17 protein-coding genes are annotated in these 20,531 nt (G+C 72.6%); 11 read left to right on the top strand and 6 right to left on the bottom strand.

From position 1 onward, the window contains the following. The first annotated feature begins 343 nt into the window (after positions 1 to 343). A complete protein-coding gene (locus tag AC3EN4_RS05285) occupies positions 344 to 793 on the top strand; it encodes a hypothetical protein (RefSeq protein WP_435204781.1) in 450 nt (149 codons plus the stop codon). Positions 794 to 872: 79 nt separating this feature from the next. Here AC3EN4_RS05285 and AC3EN4_RS05280 read toward each other — a convergent pair whose 3' ends face one another. After that, complete coding sequence (locus AC3EN4_RS05280; RefSeq protein WP_435204780.1) at positions 873 to 2,060, bottom strand: helix-turn-helix domain-containing protein; 1,188 nt, start codon at positions 2,058 to 2,060, stop codon at positions 873 to 875. A gap of 276 nt (positions 2,061 to 2,336) precedes the next feature. Here AC3EN4_RS05280 and AC3EN4_RS05275 point away from each other — a divergent pair, with 276 nt between their 5' ends. After that, a complete protein-coding gene (locus AC3EN4_RS05275) occupies positions 2,337 to 3,602 on the top strand; it encodes a multidrug effflux MFS transporter (protein WP_435204779.1) in 1,266 nt (421 codons plus the stop codon). A gap of 56 nt (positions 3,603 to 3,658) precedes the next feature. Here the strand turns inward: AC3EN4_RS05275 and AC3EN4_RS05270 are convergent, their stop codons facing one another. Further along, on the bottom strand, positions 3,659 to 4,324 hold the full coding sequence (locus tag AC3EN4_RS05270) for a hypothetical protein (RefSeq protein WP_435204778.1): 666 nt from the start codon (positions 4,322 to 4,324) through the stop codon (positions 3,659 to 3,661). Between the two features lie 23 nt (positions 4,325 to 4,347). Here AC3EN4_RS05270 and AC3EN4_RS05265 point away from each other — a divergent pair, with 23 nt between their 5' ends. Further along, positions 4,348 to 4,866 (top strand): acyl-CoA thioesterase, encoded by a 519-nt coding sequence (locus AC3EN4_RS05265; RefSeq protein WP_007455764.1) that lies wholly within the window; start codon positions 4,348 to 4,350, stop codon positions 4,864 to 4,866. A 142-nt stretch (positions 4,867 to 5,008) separates the two neighbouring features. Then, positions 5,009 to 7,015 carry an acetoacetate--CoA ligase gene (locus AC3EN4_RS05260; RefSeq protein ID WP_435204777.1) on the top strand — a complete coding sequence of 669 codons (2,007 nt, stop codon included), beginning with the start codon at positions 5,009 to 5,011 and terminating at the stop codon, positions 7,013 to 7,015. Positions 7,016 to 7,328: 313 nt separating this feature from the next. On the opposite strand, the gene AC3EN4_RS05255 is transcribed toward AC3EN4_RS05260, so the two are convergent. Beyond that, positions 7,329 to 8,018, bottom strand: coding sequence for a TIGR03089 family protein (locus AC3EN4_RS05255; protein WP_435204776.1), 690 nt, complete (start codon positions 8,016 to 8,018; stop codon positions 7,329 to 7,331). Positions 8,019 to 8,170: 152 nt separating this feature from the next. On the opposite strand from AC3EN4_RS05255, the gene AC3EN4_RS05250 reads away from it, so the two are divergent. Both AC3EN4_RS05250 and AC3EN4_RS05245 read left to right on the top strand, forming a co-directional pair. Then, positions 8,171 to 9,316, top strand: coding sequence for a glycosyltransferase family 4 protein (locus tag AC3EN4_RS05250; RefSeq protein ID WP_422738388.1), 1,146 nt, complete (start codon positions 8,171 to 8,173; stop codon positions 9,314 to 9,316). Positions 9,317 to 9,380: 64 nt separating this feature from the next. Continuing rightward, positions 9,381 to 10,472 (top strand): mannose-1-phosphate guanylyltransferase, encoded by a 1,092-nt coding sequence (locus AC3EN4_RS05245; protein ID WP_421474615.1) that lies wholly within the window; start codon positions 9,381 to 9,383, stop codon positions 10,470 to 10,472. A 106-nt stretch (positions 10,473 to 10,578) separates the two neighbouring features. Here AC3EN4_RS05245 and AC3EN4_RS05240 read toward each other — a convergent pair whose 3' ends face one another. After that, positions 10,579 to 11,169, bottom strand: coding sequence for an NUDIX hydrolase (locus AC3EN4_RS05240; RefSeq protein ID WP_435204775.1), 591 nt, complete (start codon positions 11,167 to 11,169; stop codon positions 10,579 to 10,581). Between the two features lie 322 nt (positions 11,170 to 11,491). On the opposite strand from AC3EN4_RS05240, the gene AC3EN4_RS05235 reads away from it, so the two are divergent. Then, positions 11,492 to 12,484: a winged helix-turn-helix domain-containing protein gene (locus AC3EN4_RS05235; protein ID WP_435204773.1), complete on the top strand. Its 993-nt coding sequence runs from the start codon at positions 11,492 to 11,494 to the stop codon at positions 12,482 to 12,484. Between the two features lie 149 nt (positions 12,485 to 12,633). Here AC3EN4_RS05235 and AC3EN4_RS05230 read toward each other — a convergent pair whose 3' ends face one another. After that, entirely contained in the window at positions 12,634 to 13,722 is a 1,089-nt protein-coding gene (locus tag AC3EN4_RS05230) for a coenzyme F420-0:L-glutamate ligase (RefSeq protein WP_435204772.1), read from the bottom strand. Further along, positions 13,719 to 14,705 (bottom strand): 2-phospho-L-lactate transferase, encoded by a 987-nt coding sequence (gene cofD, locus AC3EN4_RS05225; RefSeq protein ID WP_435204771.1) that lies wholly within the window; start codon positions 14,703 to 14,705, stop codon positions 13,719 to 13,721. Before cofD ends, AC3EN4_RS05230 begins: the two co-directional genes overlap by 4 nt. 99 nt (positions 14,706 to 14,804) lie before the next feature. Between cofD and AC3EN4_RS05220 the strand changes: the two genes are divergently transcribed. The 4 genes from AC3EN4_RS05220 to AC3EN4_RS05205 all read left to right on the top strand — a co-directional run bounded on the left by AC3EN4_RS05220 (position 14,805) and on the right by AC3EN4_RS05205 (position 20,531). Further along, a complete protein-coding gene (locus AC3EN4_RS05220) occupies positions 14,805 to 15,830 on the top strand; it encodes a hypothetical protein (RefSeq protein WP_435204769.1) in 1,026 nt (341 codons plus the stop codon). 252 nt (positions 15,831 to 16,082) lie between these two features. Then, entirely contained in the window at positions 16,083 to 18,626 is a 2,544-nt protein-coding gene (locus AC3EN4_RS05215; protein WP_435204768.1) for a bifunctional FO biosynthesis protein CofGH, read from the top strand. Between the two features lie 158 nt (positions 18,627 to 18,784). Next, positions 18,785 to 19,063 carry a hypothetical protein gene (locus tag AC3EN4_RS05210; protein WP_422738395.1) on the top strand — a complete coding sequence of 93 codons (279 nt, stop codon included), beginning with the start codon at positions 18,785 to 18,787 and terminating at the stop codon, positions 19,061 to 19,063. A gap of 73 nt (positions 19,064 to 19,136) precedes the next feature. Next, positions 19,137 to 20,531, top strand: coding sequence for a DUF4331 domain-containing protein (locus tag AC3EN4_RS05205; protein WP_435204766.1), 1,395 nt, complete (start codon positions 19,137 to 19,139; stop codon positions 20,529 to 20,531).

Genomic DNA, 20,531 nt, shown 5'->3' with positions numbered 1-20,531 from the left:
CGGCTGGGTGCCGGTGTTTTGCACATGCAGTAGCGACGCAGACACTATCCAACATGAATCCCTCTCCGTGGCCCCAGCTTGTGCGCAGGACCACGTCAAGCCCTCGGTCGGCCTGCCCGCGCGTTGCAAGCCCGATGGCCGGTGTGCACACGGTGCGAACATGTCACTGATTACTGACCGCCCCGACCTGTTCGGCCCGGCCCGGCGACGCGGCACCCGGTTGTCCGGCGTTGTGCGGGATTGATTGATCGGCACCGCCATCAGCGGCGATCAACTTCGCTCTTCCGTAGAAGTGGACGGCGGGACGGCTCTCAACCAACCTCGTCCCGGAGGAGTGGAAGTCATGATGCTGCGCAAGGCGTTCGGAGCGCTGGTGGCGTTGCTGACCCTCGGCACGGTGCTGGTCGTCACGGAGGCTCCGTCGCAGGCGGCGGTGGCCTGCTCGGGCACGGTCACCTACAGCTACGCGTACCCGCCGAGCAAGCCCGTTGCCGAGCTGGTCATCTACTACAACAGCACCAACGGCGGCACGAACAGCGCCTGCATGTACCACCGCGGCGCGGCGTACGGCTCCTCGGCGCGGACCTCCGTGCAGATCGCCCGGTGCGCGGAGACCTCCGGCAGCGGCTCGTGCACCGCCACCGCCGTCTCCACCAAGGACAACGACGACTACCTGTACTACGCCGGGCCGCGCGGCGTGACCGGCACGGCGAACAACTGCGTCGACGCGTACGGCGAGATGGACTGGGCCGGCACCACCTACTGGATCCACTCCGGTCGCCAGGGCTGCTGAGTCCGGTGACGCCTGACCGGTGGCCCGGTGGGATCCGTCCCGCCGGGCCACCGGTGGTGGCCGTCCGCGTACGCCCCCGTCAGGGGTAGAGGCAGGCGGTCCGGCGGGCGGCGAGCCGTTGGTCGGCGGGGAGCGGCAGGACCTCGGCGGTGCTGGATCCGTCGGGGCGGGCCATCCGCACGTCGAGTACGTCGGTCGGCGCGCCACCGCCGAGACAGGCGACCGCGGCCACCGGGATCTCGGCGGTGGTTCCGGGCCGCACCGACAGGTGGTCGGGCTTCCAGGTCAGGTCGAACGGCGGGGCGGCCAGTCCGGTCATCCCGATCTGGTGCCAGCGGCGCTCCGTCGGCAGCGCCGGATCGTCCGCGTAGTAGGCGGCAAAGCCGACGATCTCCACGTGCGTGCCGGTCGCGCTCAGCCGCCACCCACCCGGGCCGGTCCCATCGGGGGCGATCGCGAGGGCGATCGTGGCCGGCCCGGGTCGGTCGCCCCGGCAGCGGGACGGTTCCAGGCCCGTTGGCGGGTTGCCGTGCACCACCCCGGAGGCGATCAGCCCACCGTCGGCCAGGGTGAACCAGCGGATGTCGGGGGTCTGGGAGGTGGAGTCGTTGATCCGCTCACCCAGGCAGTAGCCGGTGAGCCCGAGCACGCAGCCGGGCGGAATGGTGTAGAGGATGCCCTGGTCGCGGCGGGGCTCGCTCCGGACATGCACGCCACTGCCGTACGTGACGGCGGTGAAGGCGGCGTCCGTGGCGGTCGTCGGGCAGGCCGTGCTGGTCGTCGTGCCGGCGGCCGCCGTCGCCCCCTCGGGCCCCCACCTCAGCTGGGTCAACGGCACCACGGCGGCCGTACCGGCGAGACCGGCGACCGCCACCGCCGCCAGCACCAGTCGCCGTCGGAGTTTCCGGGGCCGCGGAGGGCTCGCGGGCCGGTCGTGGGCCGGTCCGGCCGCTTCGCCGGCGTCGGTCGGCTCACCCGTGGCCGGGGCGGGTAGATCCCCGGCGACCACAGTGGACGGTGACGCTGCGAGGGGGGTGGCGGTGCGCAGTTCCTCGTCGAGTTCGAGCCAACGTTGTCGCCATTCGGCGGTGTCCCCGCCGCAGGCACCGACGTACGCGAGCAGCACGTCGAGACTGGGTTGCCGGATTCCGCTGGCGGCGGCGGAAAGGGTCGAGGCGCTGTAGCCGGCGACCTCGGCCAGTCGCCGGTAGGTGGGGTTGCCGGCTTCGACACGTAACTTTCGTAGCTCATGGGCGAATGACGACAACGGTCCAGCGGTCGGATCTACGGGCCGCTCGTGCCGAGCCATGCCGCTCCCCTGTCTCGGTAGCGCCCTGGAGCGGGGTGCCGCAGCACAGGGCTCATGTTCCCTGGTAAGTCGTCCAAAGTAGGGAATTATATTGACTTCGTTGAACCGGGCGAGGAGTGATCCCCGCGCGGGAATCTTGATCCACGTCTGTGGCGTTGAAGCCCGGAGAGTCACCCCGCCCCGGCCTCGTCAATCTCTCGATGACGGCGCTCCAGCACCCGGAGAGAGATCAGGATGAACAAGACCGCCCACGAGCAGGACGCGCTGCCCGGCGACCTGATGACCAACCGCCAGCGCGCGCAACTCGTGCTCGTGCTCGGCGCGTTGATCGCCATCGGGCCGCTGACCATCGACATGTACCTGCCGGCGCTGCCGGCCATCACCACCGGCCTGCAGACCACCGAGACGGCCGTGCAGTTGACGCTGACCGGCACGCTGGTCGGCCTCGCGTTGGGCCAACTGCTGATCGGGCCGGTCTCCGACGTGGTCGGCCGACGCCTGCCGCTGCTCGCCGGGCTCGCCGCGCACATCGTGGCGTCCGTGCTGTGCGTCTTCGCACCGAACATCGCCGTGCTCGGTGTGCTGCGCGTCCTGCAGGGCCTCGGCGTCGCCGCCGCCACCGTGGTCGCCACGGCCGTCGTCCGCGACCTGTTCAGCGGCGCGTCGTTCGCGCGGATCTTCTCCCGCCTGATGCTGGTCATGGGGCTCGCGCCGGTCCTCGCGCCGACGCTGGGCAGCGGGCTGCTGCGCTGGACCGAGTGGCGGGGCGTGTTCGCGGCGCTGGCCGTGCTGGGCGCGCTGCTGATCGTCGTCGCGGCGATCAGGTTGCCGGAGACCCTCGACGTGTCGCGCCGCCGGCACGGTGGGGTGGCCGCGACTCTGCGTGACTACCGGGCGCTGGTGAACGACCGGGCGTTCGTCGGTCTGGTGCTGGTCGCCGGTCTGGCCATGGCGTCGCTGTTCGCGTACGTCTCCGGGTCGTCCTTCGTCCTGCAGCGGGAGTACGGCCTCGACGAGCAGCAGTTCGGCCTGGCCTTCGGCGCCGGCGCGGTGGGCCTGATCGGGGCCACCCAGTTCAACGTCCGGCTGCTGCGCCGCTACACCCCGCAGCAGATCCTGATCAGCGCCCTGATCGCGGGGATGGCGGCCGGGCTGCTGCTGGTGCTGTTCGCCGCCACCGGCATCGGTGGCCTGGGCACCCTGCTCGCGTCGCTGTGGCTGGTGCTGGCCGCGGCCGGTCTGGCCCTGCCGAACGCGCCGGCGCTGGCCATGAGCCGGCACAGCGAGGCCGCCGGTACGGCAGCGGCGCTGCTCGGTGCCGTCCAGTTCGGCGTCGGCGCGCTGTCGGCGCCCCTGGCCGGCCTGTTCGGGACGGGGAGCGTACCGATGGCGGTCGTCATCGCGGGCGGCATGGCCGCGGCGCTGGCGGTCATGGTCCTGGTCGTGCCCCGCGCCACCCTCGGCCCGGTCGACGCCGACCTGGCCGTCGCCGTGCACTAGCCCCGACGCGCCGCCGACCCCAGGAGGGCGGGCCGGTTCCCCGGCCCGCCCGACGGTCAGCGGATTTCGGTGGTGTCCTCGGGCCGGGACTGGCCGCGCGGTGGCGCGGACCACGGCGATTCGCCGCCCACCCGGCGGGGCAGCGGCTCGGTCGGTGTCGGATCGGCCGGGTAGCCCAGGGTCAGTGGTGCGGTGTCCCGCTCCGCCGGTTCGGACGGCGACCAGTCGGTCAGGGTGAAGTCGTCGCCGCGCGGCGCGTCCGTCGGCGCCGGGGTGGCGGCCGGCACGGTCGCCGGCTGCGGCCACCGCCGCCAGCGCTGACCGCTGAACGTCGCCATCAGCAGCAGCAGACCGATCAGGAAGAGCGTGCCGTTCTCGACCGGCAGCCGCAGCGGCAGCGGGTCGCCGAACACCTTCCACTCGTGCGGGATCGCGTCGCGCACCTCGAACGGCGCCACGAACATCCCGATGTACGGCGTGACCAGCAGCAGCCCGGCCACCAGTGGGCCCGCCGGCGAGAACCGCAGGGTGCCGAGCAGCCCGAGCAGGACACCGCCGACACCGAGGTACACGGCCGGCTCGATCAGGTTGGCGGTGTTGAAGGTGCCGATCTCCACCCAGCGGTCGACCGTCCGGCTCGACCCGTCCTGTCCGAGTGTGACCAGCACCCACGTGACGGGTGCCACCACCAACCCGGCGAGGAAGCTCCAGAGATGTCGCATCCGCGCACCGTACCGTTTCCGGCATGACCGAGCACCTCTCCGCCGCTCCGACCGGCAAGCCGACGTCGTACTCCCGCGTCACCCTCAGCAAGATCATGACTGCGGTGGACGTCAACCTCTACGGAACCGTCCACGGCGGGGTCCTGATGAAGTTCGTCGACGACGTGGCGGGCGCCGCCGCCGCCCGGCACAGCGGCGGGACGGCGGTCACCGCGGCGATCGACGAGATCGTCTTCTCCGAGGCGGTCCGGGTCGGTGACCTGGTGCACGCGCACGCCCAGGTGAACTGGACCGGGCAGACCTCGATGGAGGTGGGGGTGCGGGTGGTCGCCGAGCGGTGGGACTCGGCCGAGGACGCGCCGGTGCGGGTCGCCACGGCGTACCTGGTCTTCGTCGGGGTGGACGTCGGCGGCGCGCCGCGCACGGTCCGCCCGGTGCTGCCGGAGACGCCGGAGGACGAACGCCGGTACCGGGAGGCGGAGATCCGCCGCGAGCACCGGCTGGCGCGGCGCCGGGCCATCCAGGCGCACCGGGCGGGCTGACCCACATGGGTCGCCGGGGTGGAGTGTGGGCCGGGCACGCGTCGATCGGCCCACCCGGTGCGCAGAATGGCGCTTCGAGGTAGGGCAAGATGGCGCCACGGCCCATGCACAGTGACGTGCGGGCCTCAGGGAGGGTGGAGCAGTGGGTGACGTGCTGTGGACGCCGCCGGCGGACGTGCTCGAGCGGTCCCGGATCGGCGACTACCTGCGCTGGCTGCGGGAGCACCGCGGGCTGGACTTCGCCGACTACGACGCGCTGTGGCAGTGGTCGGTCACCGACCTGGACGCCTTCTGGCGCTCGATCTGGGACCACTTCGAGGTCGTCGCGCACACCCCGCCGACCGCCACGCTGGCCGAGCGGGCGATGCCCGGGGCCCGCTGGTTCCCCGGCGCGACCCTCAACTACGCCGAGAACGTGCTGCGGATGCCGGGCCGTGCCGACGACGACCCCGTCGTCATCGCGCACGGCCAGACCCGGCCGCCGGTCACCCTCACCGCCGCCGAGCTGCGCGAGCAGGTCCGCCGGGTGTCGGCCGGTCTGCGCCGGCTCGGCGTCACCGCCGGGGACCGGGTGGCGGCGTACGCGCCGAACATCTCCGAGACGTACGTCCTGCTGCTCGCCACCGCCAGCCTGGGCGCGATCTTCTCGTCCTGCGCGCCCGAGTTCGGCACCCGCAGCGTCACCGACCGCTGGCAGCAGATCGAGCCGACCGTGCTGGTCGCCGTGGACGGCTACCGGTACGGCGACAAGCCCGTCGACCGGCGGGCCGAGGTAGCCGCCATCCGTGCCGCCCTGCCGTCGCTGCGGCACACCGTCGGCATCGCGTACCTCGGCTCGGGGAGCGCGACCGGTGACGGCCCGGCCGCCGCGTCGGCGGACGGCGCGTCGGACGGCCTCCTCGACTGGGCCGACCTGGCCGCGCCGACCGACGAGCCGTTGACGTTCACGCCGGTGCCGTTCGACCACCCGCTGTACGTGCTCTACTCCTCGGGCACTACCGGCCTGCCCAAGCCGATCGTCCACGGCCACGGTGGCATCCTGCTGGAACACCTGAAGATGCTGGCCCTGCACCACGACCTCGGCCCGTCCGACCGGTTCTTCTGGTTCACCACCACCGGCTGGATGATGTGGAACTTCCTGGTCTCCGGGCCGGCGGTGGGCGCGGCCATCGTGCTCTTCGACGGCAACCCGGGCCACCCCGATCTCGGCGAGATGTGGCGGCTCGCGGCGGAGACCGGCACCACCTACTTCGGCACCTCCGCGCCGTTCCTGCTGGCCTGCCGCAAGGCCGGTCTGGTGCCCCGCGACGTCGCCGACCTGTCCGCGCTGCGCGGCGTCGGTTCCACCGGTGCGCCGCTGCCCGCCGAGGGCTTTCACTGGGTGTACGAGACGGTCGGCGACCAGGTGCAGCTCCAGTCGCTCTCCGGCGGCACCGACGTGTGCACCGGCTTCGTCGGCGGGGTGCCGCTGCTGCCCGTCTACGCCGGTGAGATCGCCTGCCGCGCGCTGGGCGCGAAGGTGGAGGCCCGCTCGGCCGACGGCACCCCGGTGATCGGCGAGCTGGGCGAGTTGGTGATCACCGAGCCGATGCCGAGCATGCCGGTGGGCTTCTGGAACGACCCGGACGGCGTGCGGTACGCCGAGGCGTACTTCTCGGTCTACCCGGGCGTGTGGCGGCACGGTGACTGGATCACCATCAACGCCCGCGGCGGCTGCGTGATCACCGGACGGTCCGACGCCACCCTCAACCGCGGCGGGGTACGGCTCGGCACCGCCGAGTTCTACTCGGTCGTCGAAGGGCTGGACGAGGTCGTCGACTCGGTCGTCGTGCACCTGGAGGACGACGAGGGCGGCGCCGGCGAGCTGCTGCTCTTCGTGGTGCTGGCGGACGGCCTGTCCCTGGACGACGCCCTGCGGGCGAAGATCAGCCGTGAGCTGCGTACCGCTCTTTCCCCCCGGCACGTCCCCGACGAGATCCACCAGGTGCGCGCCGTGCCCCGGACGCTCTCGGCGAAGAAGCTCGAGGTACCGGTCAAGAAGATCCTCACCGGCATCCCGGTCGACCGGGCCGCCGCCAAGGGTGCCCTGGCCAACCCCGAGTCCCTGACCGCCTTCGCCACCTTCGCCCAGTCCCGCACCCACCCCTGACCCACCCCACCCGCGAGGCTTCCGCACGCCGTGGCCCCTGCCCCCCTCCGCGCCGCACGCCGACGTCGATCCCGCGCTGCGTCTCCGCAGGCGTCGATCATGAAGTTGTGGTGCCCCGCGAAAGGTGCATCACGGAAGTATTCGCCCACCACAACCCCATGATCGACCCGGGTCTGACCCTGAGGTCCCGCGATCTTGCACTTTCTGTCGCGACATAAGGGGTACCCCACGCGTATCGGCATCCGAAAGTGCAAGATCGCCGGGGCGGGCCGGGGCGGGCCGGGGCGGGCCGGGGCGGGGCGGGGCGGGGTTTTTAGGGGAGGGGGTGGGTGACTTTTTCGGCGGTCAGGCGGGTGGCCAGGCGGGTGGGGTCCAGGTTGGCGCAGAGGACCACCGTGGCGGCGCGGGTGAGCGGGGCGAGGAGCCAGTCGACCGGGTCGGGGTAGCGGGCGGTGTCGACCAGGACCCGCGCGCCGGGCTCGATGCCCAACTCGGCCGCGCGGTCCTCGGCGCGGGCCAGCAGGTGCGCGTCGGTGAGACCCGGGCCGGGCTGCGGGGTGAAGTGGTCGCCGTGCCCGCGTACCTCGACCACGTAGTCCGCGAAGCCGGGCGGCACCTGCCGCAGCGGGGCGGCGAGCGGGGCGAGACCCAGGGCGTACCGCTCGTCCGCGGACCAGGACTGCGCCTCGTCGAACCGGTCGGCGGCGGCGAAGAGGACGTCCACGGGCCCCGGCGTGTCGAGCACGCTCAGCTTGGCCGACCAGCAGCCCAGCAGCACCGCCGCGGTCTGCCAGTGCGCAGGGAGCAGGACGCCGGCCGGTGTGCCCGGCGCGAGGCCGACCTCGTCGACGAGGAGATTGGCGGTCTTCGACACCCAGTTCGCCAGGGTGACGCCGGAAAGTTCGGTGCGGTCGCCGGTGGCGTCGTCGTACCAGGTCAGCAGCGGTCGGGTCGGGTCGGTCGCGATCGCGTCGGCGAAGACCCGGGCAATGTTGTCGGCCATCGGCGCGAACGATACGCCTTCGTCACCCGTACTCGATGACGATGACAAGTCGGCGTACGGTCGGGTCGCAGTCAGCGTCGGCCCCGTACTCCGGCGTAGGCTTTACCCCCGGAGTGTTGTTCCCCACAGACCCACCTTCAAGGAGTCGCCCCGTGACCGCCGGTCGCCCGCCCCGCGTGCTCATCGACGCCACGAGTGTCCCCGCCGACCGTGGTGGTGTCGGTCGATACGTCGACGGTCTGCTCGGTGCCCTCGGCAAGGTGTGCGGGTCGGGGGTGGAGTTGGCCGTGGTGAGCCTCCGCACCGACCAGGAGCGGTACACCCGGATGCTGCCGGGCGCGGAGATCATTCCCGCGCCGGCCGCCGTGGCGCACCGCCCGGCCCGCCTCGCCTGGGAGCAGACCGGCCTGCCGCTGCTCGCCCAGCAGGTCGGCGCGCACGTGCTGCACTCGCCCTTCTACACCTGCCCGCTGCGCGCCGGGTGCCCGGTGACGGTCACCGTGCACGACGCGACGTTCTTCACCGAGCCGGAGCACTACGACAAGTCGCGCCGGACGTTCTTCCGCAGCGCGATCAAGACATCGCTGCGTCGCGCCGACCGGGTGATCGTGCCCAGCAAGGCCACCCGGGACGAGCTGATCCGACTGCTCGACGCCGACCCGACCCGTATCGACGTGGCCTACCACGGCGTCGACCACGCCGCCTTCCACGCGCCGAGCGAGGAGGAGAAGGCCCGGGTCCGCGCCCGGCTGGGGTTGGGCAACAGCAGCTACGTCGCCTTCCTCGGCGCCAAGGAGCCGCGCAAGAACGTACCCAATCTGATTCGGGGTTGGGCTCGTGCGGTGGCCGACCGGGCCGAGCCGCCGGCGCTGGTGATCGCCGGCGGCCAGGGGCACGACGACGACATCGACCGCGCGGTGGCCGAGGTGCCGTCGCACCTGCGCCTGCTGCGCCCCGGCTACCTGCGGTACGGGGACCTGCCCGGCTTCCTCGGCGGTGCGCTGGTCGCGGCCTACCCGTCGTACGGTGAGGGGTTCGGCCTGCCGATCCTGGAGGCGATGGCGTGCGCCGCTCCGGTGCTGACCACGCCCCGCCTGTCGCTGCCCGAGGTGGGTGGCGACGCGGTCGCGTACACCTCGGAGGACCCGGACCAGATCGCCACCGACCTGGCCGCCCTGCTCGACGACGAGCAGCGCCGGTTGTCGTTGGCGAAGGCCGGCTTCGACCGGGCCAAGGAGTTCACCTGGGAGTCCAGCGCCGAGGTGCACATCGCCGCCTGGAGTCGCGCCCGTTCGTGACCGTTCGGGGCCCCTCGTGGTGACCCGTGCCACTGCGGGGGGATGCGTCGGGCATGATGTGCGGATGCTTTATGCGGTCATTCCGGCAGGTGGCAGCGGCACAAGGTTGTGGCCGTTGTCCCGCGCCGGCCACCCCAAGTTCCTCCACCCGCTGACCGGCACCAGCTCCTCGCTGTTGCAGGCGACCGTGGAGCGGCTCGCGCCGCTGACCACACCGGATCGGACCCTTGTGGTCACCGGTGCCGCGCACGTCGCGGCGGTCGCCCGGCAGCTCACCGGGCTGCCGGAGGAGAACATCCTGGTCGAGCCGTCCCCCCGGGACTCCTGCGCGGCGATCGCGCTGGCCGCGGCGGTGATCGCGGTGCGCGACCCGGAGGCGGTGATGGGTAGCTTCGCGGCCGACCACCTGATCCGTGACCCGGACAGCTGGGTGCGCACGGTCCAGGAGGCGGTCCGGGGTGCCGAGCAGGGCATGCTGATGACGGTCGGTATCACCCCGACCCGGCCGGAGACCGGCTACGGCTACCTGGAGACCGGCGACGCCACCGACGGCACCCCGTGGCGTCAGGTGGCCGAGTTCAAGGAGAAGCCGGCCGCCGAGGTCGCCGAGGCGTACGTCCGCTCGGGTCGGCACCTCTGGAACGCCAGCATGTTCGTCTGGCGGGTGGACGTGTTCCTCGCCGAGCTGGCCCGTCAGCAGCCGGCGCTGCACGCCGGGGTCACCGCGATCGCCGCCGCCTGGGGCACGCCGGAGCAGGACGACGTCCTCGGCACGGTGTGGCCGACGCTGCCGAAGATCTCCGTCGACTACGCGGTGATGGAGGGCGCGGCCACCGCGGGTCGGGTCGCCACGGTGCCGGGTGACTTCGGCTGGAACGACGTCGGCGACTTCCACACCCTCGGCGACGTGCTCCCCGCCGACGACGCGGGCAACGTGGTGCTCGGCACCGACGCCAAGCCGGGCGTGCTGCTGCGGGACACCGCCGACCTGGTCGTGGTGCCGCAGTCGGGTCGACTGGTGGCGGTCATCGGTGTGCGTGACCTGATCGTGGTGGACACCCCGGACGCGGTGCTGGTCTGCCCGCGCGAGCGGGCCCAGGACGTGAAGCTGCTGGTCGACGAGCTCAAGGAGCGCGGCGAAGAGGGCTACGTCTGACATCCGGTGCCACCCGCGGCCGAGGCGCCCCCGAAGGCGGCGTCACCGCGGCGATGGCGGGGGTCGGCTGGCGCTGGCGGCGGGAACGTCCGTCGCCAGCGCCGTGTCACCACCTGCGCAGGGCCGCGAGGGCCGGCTCGACGAGTTGTGCGGTCCCGCCGGCCAGCGGCTCGGGCAGCCGGTCGGGCGGGAACCAGCCCAGCGCCTCGGCCTCGTCGCTGACCTGCTCGACCGCGTCGGCCGGGGCGACCACGGCGAACCGGACGTCGTAGTGGCGTGAGCCGCCCTGGCACTGCACCTCGTGCACGTCGATGTCGATCGGCACCGGGTCGATGCGCAGCCCGCTGATGCCGGACTCCTCGGTGGTCTCGCGCAGCGCGGCCCCGACAAGCGTCCGGTCGACCGGCTCGCAGTGCCCGCCGAGCTGCACCCACCGGCTGAACTTGGCGTGCAGACAGAGCAGCACCCGTGCTCCGGTCGGGTCCAGCACCAGCGCGCTCGCGGTGACGTGACCAGGACGGTGCTGCCGGCTCATCGCGATCGGTCCTGCGGCGAGCAGCGCGAGGGTACGGTCCCGGGCCTCGGCCGCCGCCGGGCTGGTCGGCTGCCAGCCTTCCAGCAGCGCGACGGCATCGGCGTGCAGCGCCGCGAAATCGGTGGGGTCGGCGGCGGGTTCGGTCATCGCGATGTCGGGCATCCCGTCACTCTACGAGCGGGCGGCTCTTGGCCTGGCCGGCGACGCGTACCGCGGCGGCGGGTGACCGGACGACACCTCTGCGGAGCAAGGGCCGCAGACCCTCGTGGTGCCGCCCGATCACCGGTCCTCCCCAGTCCCGGTGCCCCGGCGTCGAGCGCGTCCAGGACGCGTCGGTGCCGTGCGCGGGCATTGGAAGCATGCCCAACGCTCACCGGAGGCGTCGAGGTTTTTCAGTCCAGGCTTAAAGATGGAGATAACTGCCGGCCGGGTAGAGTCGAAACGGCCGCCCGGCATCCCTCTGCCGGCGGCACGGGAGCGCTCCATGCTGAAGATCCACTTTTCCGGCGAGGACATCCTTCGGACCCGGGTGGCACCGGCGGCTGACCCGGTCTGGGAGCTGGTCCTCAGCCTGCACGCGTTGCAGGGCCGCAACCGCGACCCGTTGACGTCGGCCTGGCGGCGCACGGTGACCCGAGGGCTGCGCCGGGACGTCGCCTCCGACCAGCTCCGACTGCTCTTCGCCCTGAACCCGCCGCGCGGCTACTTCCCCGACTTCCTCACCCCGTACGCCAGCGTGGAGGGTTTCGAGGCGGGCCTGGACGCGGTCCGCAGTACGCCGATCGAGGTGCTCCAACGGGACCTGACCCTGGTGGCCGCCGAGAACCCACTGCCCACCTCGGCTGCCGCGCTGGCCCGTGGCGACGTGGCGACGTTGCATCACCTCGCGGATTCGATGGAGCAGTACCGGGCGCTGGCGATCAGCCCGTACTGGGGCCGGATCCAGGCCGCCGTGGCGGCGGACCGTAACCGTCGGGCGCGCGCCCTCCTCGACGGCGGCGTCGAGGGCCTTCTGACCAGCCTGCGTCCGAGTATGCGCTGGGCGAACGGGGTGCTCGAGGTGCGCGACTACCCGCACAGCCGCGAGTTGCACCTGGACGGGCGAGGGCTGCTGCTGGTGCCGTCGTTCTTCTGCGCACCCACCCCGGTCGCCCTGCTCGACCCGGCGCTGCCACCCGTCCTGGTCTATCCCGTGGACCGGCTGGGCGGCCTGGCCGACAGCGACGCAACAGGCGGGACCGGTGCCGGCCGCGAGTCGCTGGCCGCGCTGCTCGGCCGGACCAGGGCCGCGGTGCTGCAGGCCAGCGACGACGGCTGTACGACGGGCGAGATGGCCCGTCGGCTCGACATCTCCCCGGCGGCGGCGAGCCAGCACGCCACCGTCCTGCGCAACGCCGGCCTGCTCGTCAGCCACCGCGACCGCAACACCGTGCTCCACACGCTGACCCCGTTAGGCCGAGCAGTCCTAGAGGCGTAACCCCCCACCCGGCCGGCCCGGCCCGGCCCCACCCGACCCGGTCCGGCTCGTCGATCATGAAGTTATCGCCCCGACACGCCGAGGCGACGGGCAATAACTTCATGATCGACGCCAGAGCCGGCCCGGGGCGCGGTCGGCGGGGGTGAGACCTACAGGGCCAGGGCGGCGCTGGCTGGGCTGCCGGCGGGTGGGGGCAGCAGCGTCGACGGGACGCCTTCGGCGGTCAGGGCGATGCGCAGCCGGTGCAGGTCGGCGCCGAAGCGGACCAGGTCCATCGGGTCGACCGGCGCCGGGGCGGTGCCGAGCAGCAGCGCGGTGGCGTCGGCGGGCCAGCCGGGCACCTCGGCGACCAGGCCGGCGCGTACCTCCGCCTCGTCGACGAGCGTGAAGACCGTGCCGGGGGTGACCACCTCGGCCACCGCGTCGAGCGCCCGCCGCACCGCGGCGGGGTCGACCGGCTCGGGGCCGACGGCCTCCGCGAGGGTCGCGGCGTCGGCCAGTCCGGCGGCGCGGGCCTCAGCGGTGCCCAGCGAGAAGAGATCCTGCGCGGCGTCCCGGACCAGCGCCCGCGCGCCGCCGGAGTCGTCCGCGCCGGTGGCGGTGAGGTACCCCCGCACCACGGCCACCGGGACCTGGTCACACTTACCCTTGATCAACTCACCGGCGCCGGCCAGCTCGTCCACCACCGCCATCTGGGTGAGCTGCAGCTCGTTGCCGTACGGGTCGACCTCGCCCCGGTGGTCGCGGATGGCGGGCATGCCGGCGACCCCGAGCGCGACGTCGGTCAGCCCGTTGCGCCAGGGCCGGCCCATGGTGTCGCTGACGATCACCGCGACGTCGAGGTCGTACCGTTCCCGCAGCGCGGCGCGCAGCTCCCGGGCCGACGCGTCCGGGTCCACCGGCAACAGCACCAGTCGGGTCTTGTCCACGTTCGACGCGTCGATCCCGGCGGACGCCATCACGAACCCGTGGTGGGTCTGCACGATCCGGGTCGCACCTCGGCTGGCCACGACGCGGGCGGTCTCGCCGGCCAGCACCTCCTCGCGTGCGGCGAGCCGCTCCGGCCCGTCCGCCGGGACGTCGACCAGGCGTCCCTCCGCCTTGGAGACGATCTTGCTGGTCACCACCAGCACGTCGCCGTCGCGCAGCCACGGCGCGGCGGTGGCGATCAACGCCGCCAGGTCGTCGCCCTCACTCACATGGCCGATGCCCAGCACCGGCAGGATCTCCAGCCTCACGTCAACTCCACCGCGGCGCGGACCATAGCCGCCGTCGCCGCCTCGTCGGTCATCCGCAGCGGCACCGCGCGGACCGTCACCTCCGGCACCAGCGTGTCGGCGTCCTCCTCGGCGACCAGCCAGCCGTCCAGCAGGCCACCGGCCGCCCGTCCGCCGTACAGCCGGCCCACCCCGGCCGCGCTGCACTCGACGCCGAGCACCTCGAGACACCGGTCGGCCATGCCGCGCACCGGGGCGCCGCCGATGATCGGCGAGACACCCACCACCGGTGCCGGGCCGTCCACCACGGCCTCCCGCATCCCGGGTACGGCGAGCACCGGCGCGATGCTCACCACCGGATTGCTCGGGGCGACCAGCACCAGGTCGGCCGCCCCGATGGCATCCAGCACCCCGGGGGCCGGCTTCGCCGTCTCCGCGCCCACGAACACGAAACGGTGGGTCTCGATGTTCGCCCGGTACCGCACCCACCACTCCTGGAAGTGGATCGCCCGCTGGCCCGGGTCGTCCCCGGCAGCGCCGGCGCCGTTCGCGGGCTCACCCCTGCCGCTCACGATGGCGTGGGTCTCCAACCGGTCGTCGGTCGCCGGCAGCAGGCGTACGCCGGGCTGCCAGCGGCTCGCCAGCGCCTCGGTGACCGCGCTGAGCGGGTAACCGCCGTTGAGCATGGTGCTGCGGACCAGGTGGGTGGCGATGTCCTTGTCGCCGAGGCCGAACCAGGTGGGCTCGACGCCGTACCCGGCCAGTTCCTCCTTGACCGTCCAGCTCTCCCCGACCCGGCCCCAGCCCCGCTCCGGGTCGGCGCCGCCACCGAGGGTGTACATGACGCTGTCCAGGTCGGGGCAGATCTTCAACCCGTGCAGCCACAGGTCGTCGCCGACGTTGACCACGGCGGTCACCTCGGCGCCGACCTCGCGGGCGTACGCCCGGACGCCGAGCAGGAACCGGGCACCCCCGATGCCGCCGGCCAGAACCACGATGCGCATGTCGACCATCCTCGCGTACGTGACGCCTCCGGTCCGCCGGTGCCCGGGGAGACTAGGCTCACGTGCGCCCTGTCCGTCCGATGCCCCGAGGGGGAGCTCGTGACCAGCCCCGCCGAGCCCGCGTCCGCCGACGCGACGCAGGCCCGCCAGCTGACCAAGCCACTGCGCGAACTGGGTGCGCTCGCCCTGCTCGGCGCCAACGCCGTTCTCCTCTTCGTGGGGCTGCTCCGGCTGATCAGTCCCGCCGACTACACCGACTTCACCGGTCGGGCGGGCAGCTCCTTCTTCTCGTTCATCGGGGTGGAGGCGGTGGTCCTGCCGCTGCTGGCCGTGCTGTTGGCCACCCACGTCGCGCCGGTGCTGCCCAAGGCGAAGCTGATCACACAGGTGGCGCTCGGCGAGTACGCGTTCAGCGCCCTGTTCGGCACGCTCACCATGCTGATCTGGACGGTGGGCCGGCTCGCCGACGCGGAGATCTTCGACGCGCTGCTCGGCATCCTCACCCGGTTCGCCTGGTTGGTGATCTTCGCGGTGGCCGCCTGGGTGGTCTTCACGATCTGGCGGGCGTTCTACTACGTGCCCAAGCCGAAGCCGCAGCCGGGCGTGTACGGGCAGCCGCCGCAGGGCTGGCCGCAGCAGCCCGGTGGTTGGCCGGCCCCGGGTCAGCCCGGTGGTCAGCCGCAGGGCGGTTGGCCCGCCCCCGGCCAGCCGGGCGGTTACCCGCAGGCGGGTCAGCCGGGTGGTTACCCGCCGGCGCAGTTCGCCGGCCAGTACGGCCAGCCTTCCCCGCCGTTCCAGGCCCCGCAGTCGGCGCCGCCGCACCAGCAGTCCGCGCCACCGTCCCCGCAGTCCGCAGCGCCGTTCCCGCAGTCCGCGCCACCGTTCCCGGCGGGCCCGCAGTCTGCTCCGCCGTTCCCGCAATCCGCGCCGCCGGCCAACCCGGGCCCGCAGTCCGCGCCGCCCGCGCCGCCGTTCGGGCAGCCGCCGTCGGCCGACCCCACCCAGACGATCCCGCGCCAGTCCGCCGAGCCGCCGTCGGCCGACCCGACCCAGGCGATCCCGCGTCCGGGCAACGAGGACAACGACCGCACCCAGCACATCAACCCCGACAACCCGCCGCGCTGACCCACCCCCTCCCCCCCGCCGCCGCCAAACGCGCGCCGATCTTGCACTTTCGGTTGTCGGTTCGCGTGAATTACCCCGTATGTCACCACAGAAAGTGCAAGATCGGCGAGCGCTCGCCGATCTTGCACTTTCTGTGGTCGTTATGGGCTTGATGCCCCTCGTGTCGCCACCGAAACTGCAAGATCGCCGCGGGCTGGGGCGGGCTGGGGCGGGCTTGGGCGGGCGGGGAGGCGCTGCGCATAGGGTGGGCGGATGGTTGATCGGATGCAGCCCGGGTTCGGCGAGGCGAGCGTGCGGCGGGCGCTGGGTCGGGCCGCTGCCGGCCGGGCGCTGGACCTTGACGAGGCGTCCGCGCTGCTCGCCGCTCGGGGGGAGGCTCTGGACGAGCTGCTGCGGGTGGCCGGTCACGTCCGTGACGCGGGGCTGCGGGAGGCTGGGCGGCCGGGTGTCGTCACGTACTCGAAGAAGGTTTTCATCCCGCTGACCCGGCTCTGCCGGGACCGGTGCCACTACTGCACCTTCGCCACCGTGCCGCACCGCCTGCCGGCGCCGTTCCTGGACCGCGACGAGGTCCTCGCGATCGCCCGGGAGGGTGCGGCGCAGGGCTGCAAGGAGGCCCTGTTCACCCTCGGTGACCGGCCGGAGGAGCGGTGGCCCGCGGCCCGCACCTGGCTGGACGAGCGCGGCTACGACTCCACCCTGGACTACCTGCGCGCCTGCGCGGTGGCCGTGTTGGAGGAGACGGGGCTGCTGCCGCACCTCAACCCGGGGGTGCTGTCCTGGTCGGAGCTGCAACGGCTGAAGCCGGTCGCGCCGAGCATGGGCATGATGCTGGAGACCACCGCCACCCGGCTCTGGTCCGAGCCGGGCGGCCCGCACTACGGGTCACCGGACAAGGAACCGGCGGTCCGGCTGCGGGTGCTCGACGACGCCGGTCGGGTCGGGGTGCCGTTCACCACGGGCATCCTCATCGGCATCGGGGAGACCCCCGCCGAGCGGGTGGACGCGCTGTTCGCGATCCGCCGCGCGCACCGCGAGTACGGCCACCTCCAAGAGGTGATCGTGCAGAACTTCCGCGCCAAGCCGGACACGGCGATGCGCGGCATGCCCGACGCGGAGCTGCACGACCTGGCCGCCACGGTGGCCGTGGCCCGGTTGCTGCTCGGCCCGAAGGCCCGGATCCAGGCCCCGCCGAACCTCATCGCGGGCGAGTACGACCTGCTGCTGCGGGCCGGCATCGACGACTGGGGTGGCGTCTCGCCGCTCACCCCGGACCACGTCAACCCGGAGCGCCCGTGGCCGCAGATCGAGGAGCTGGCCCGGCACACCGAGCTGGCCGGGTTCACGCTGCGGGAACGGTTGACGATCTACCCCGAGTACGTGCGGGCGGGCGACCCGTGGCTCGACCCGAGGCTGCTGCCGCACGTGAGCGCGCTGTCCGATCCGGCGACCGGCATGGCCGTGGAGTCGGCGATCCCGCAGGGCCGGCCCTGGCAGGAGCCGGAGGAGGTGTTCGGCGGCCGAACCGACCTGCACGCCACCATCGACACCACCGGCCGGACCGACGACCGGCGCGGCGACTTCGACAGCGTCTACGGCGACTGGGCCGAGGTCGCCGACAAGGTCACCCCCGAGGCGGCGGCGCGCCGATCGGGCGTACCCCCGGTGACGGCCGGCAGTGGCGCGGACCGTGACCTGACGGCAGGGCTGCGGCTCGCGGCCGACGACCCGGCGGCGCTGCTCGACCCGGCCCACACCGACGCGGCGCTGGCGCTGTTCGCGGCGGACGGGCCGGCGCTGGACGAGCTGTGCAGGCTGGCCGACGACGTCCGCCGGGACGCGGTCGGCGACGACGTGACCTACGTGGTCAACCGCAACATCAACTTCAGCAACGTCTGCTACGTGGGCTGCCGGTTCTGCGCGTTCGCCCAGCGTGAGCGGGACGCCGACGCCTACCGGCTCTCCGTCGACCAGGTCGCCGACCGGGCTGAGGAGGCATGGGCGGCCGGTGCCAGCGAGGTGTGCCTCCAGGGCGGGATCGACCCCAAGATGCCGGTCACCGGGTACGCGGACATCGTCCGCGCCATCAAGGCCCGGGTACCCGAGATGCACGTGCACGCGTTCTCCCCGATGGAGATCGTCACCGCCGCCGCGAAGGCCGGCGTGCCGGTCCGCGAGTGGCTCACCCAGCTCCGCGAGGCCGGCCTGGACACCATCCCGGGCACCGCCGCCGAGATCCTCGACGACGACGTGCGCTGGGTGCTCACCAAGGGCAAACTGCCGGCCGCCGCCTGGGTCGAGGTGGTCAGCACGGCCCACGAGCTGGGCATCCGGTCCAGCTCCACGATGATGTACGGGCATGTCGACCACCCCGGCCAGTGGTTGGCGCACTTCCGGGTGCTGGCCGGTGTGCAGGACCGTACGGGTGGGTTCACCGAGTTCGTGGCGCTGCCGTTCGTGCACACCAACGCCCCGATCTACCTGGCCGGCATCGCCCGCCCCGGGCCGACCTGGCGGGAGAACCGGGTGGTGCACGCCATGTCCCGGCTGCTGCTGCACGGCCGGATCGACAACATCCAGTGCTCCTGGGTGAAGCTCGGCGACGAGGGCACGGTGGCGATGCTCCAGGGCGGCTGCAACGACCTGGGCGGCACGCTGATGGAGGAGACCATCTCCCGGATGGCCGGTTCCGGAAACGGGTCGGCGCGTACCGAGGAGCAGTTGCGGGCCATCGCGACGGCGGCCGGGCGGCCGGCGCGCAAGCGGACGACCGCATACGGTCACGTTCGCCGCTGAGGTCGAACCTTTTCCCGCCGCCGGCCGTACCAAGCGGTGCCGGCGGCGGTCGCGGCGAGGGCCGCCGCCGGTGTTCCCCCAGGGGCCCGGCGGCGTCGGTCGGCGGCACCGGACCCGTCACCGCGGGCGCGTGCGCGCCGCCGCCGGAAAGGTTCCCCATGACCACTGATCAGCGGAAGCGGCACTGGCCGCGACTGACCCGCCGGCAGACGTTGACCGCCGCGGCCAGCGCCACCCTCGGTGCCGCCGCGCTCACCGTGCCGGGTCTGTCGGCCGCCCAGAACGCGCCGGGCGCGGCGGGTCGGGCCGACGAGCCGATCATCGTGCACCTGCGTGACGCCGCGTCCGGAACGATGGACGTCTTCGTCGGTGAGTCCCGAATCGAGGTACGCGACCGCGGCCTCGCGGACCGGTTGCGCCGCGCCGCCAAGCGCTGACCAGCGCCCACGCCCGGCGCTGAGCAGCGCCCTCCGCCCGCCATCAGTCCCTGCCCAGTGAGGTTGGTCCGTCATGTCTTCCCACCGCGAGGCCCCGGAGATAGCCAAGGATCCGGTCGCCGACAGCTCCGACCTTTACGCGTTCGTCAGCCCCGACAAGCCCGACACGGTCACGCTGATCGCCAACTACGTGCCGTTGCAGTTGCCGTCCGGAGGGCCGAACTTCTTCGAGTTCGGCGACGACGTGCGCTACGAGATCCACATCGACAACAACGGTGACGGTCATCCGGACGTGACCTACCGTTTCGAGTTCACCACCGAGATCACCAACCCGAACAGCTTCCTCTACAACACCGGGCCCATCGAGTCGCTCGACAGCAAGAACTGGAACCGCCGGCAGTTCTACAGCCTGACCCGGATCACCGATGGTCGGGAGCACCGGCTCGCGCACAAGCTGCCCTGCCCGCCGTGCAACGTCGGGCCGCTGTCCACGCCGAAGTACGCCGATCTCGTACGGCAGGCCACGTACACCCTGTCGACGGGGGAGCGGGTCTTCGCGGGCCAGCGCGCCGACGGTTTCTTCGTCGACCTGGGAGCGATCTTCGACCTCGGCACGCTGCGGCCGTTCCAGCAGTTGCACGTGGCCGGCAAGAAGATCTTCAAGGCCGAGGGTGAGCCGGTCAACGCCACCGACCGCATGAACGTCCACAGCATCGCCGTGCAGGTGCCGCTGAAGCAGGTGCGCCGCCGGGCCAACCGGTACGGTCCGGCGGACGCCGCATCGGTGCTGGGGGTGTGGACGTCGGCGTCGCGCCGGCAGGTCCGGGTGCTCGGCGACCGGGGTGGGGCGGACACCTCCACCGGCCCGTTCACCCAGGTCTCCCGGCTGGGGAACCCGCTGTTCAACGAGGTCATCGTGCCGATGTCCAAGAAGGACCTGTGGAACTCGCTGCCACCGTCGGAGGACAAGCGGTTCGCGCGGTTCGTCGAGCAGCCGGAGCTGGCCGCGCTGCTGCCGGCGCTCTACCCGGACGTCTTCCCCAACCTGGACAAGCTCAACAAGTCCAAGAAGGCGCGCGCCGACCTGGTGGCCATCCTGCTCACCGGTGTACCGGCCGGCCTGATCGACGGCTTCACGAACGCCACCGGCGACGTGCAGGCCGACATGCTGCGGTTGAACACGGCCATCGCGCCGAACCGGCGGCCGGACCGGTTCGGGGTGCTCGGCGGCGACCTGGCCGGCTTCCCGAACGGGCGGCGCGTCGGCGACGACGTGGTCAGCATCGCGCTGCGGGCGATCGCAGGGGTGACCGTGCCGCTGGTCGACAAGACGTTCCGTCCGGACGCGGCGGCCGGCGCGGTCACCCCGGGGCTCAGCGCCGCTGACGTGACGGCGCCGTTCCTGGCGAACTTCCCCTACCTGGGTACGCCGTACGACGGGTTCAACAACCCGCCGGCGTCGTCCTGA

The sequence above is a fragment of the Micromonospora sp. bgisy143 genome (genome assembly GCF_057708145.1).
Note: the sequence above shows the minus strand (reverse complement) of the source record. Positions and strands in the feature narration are given on the sequence as shown.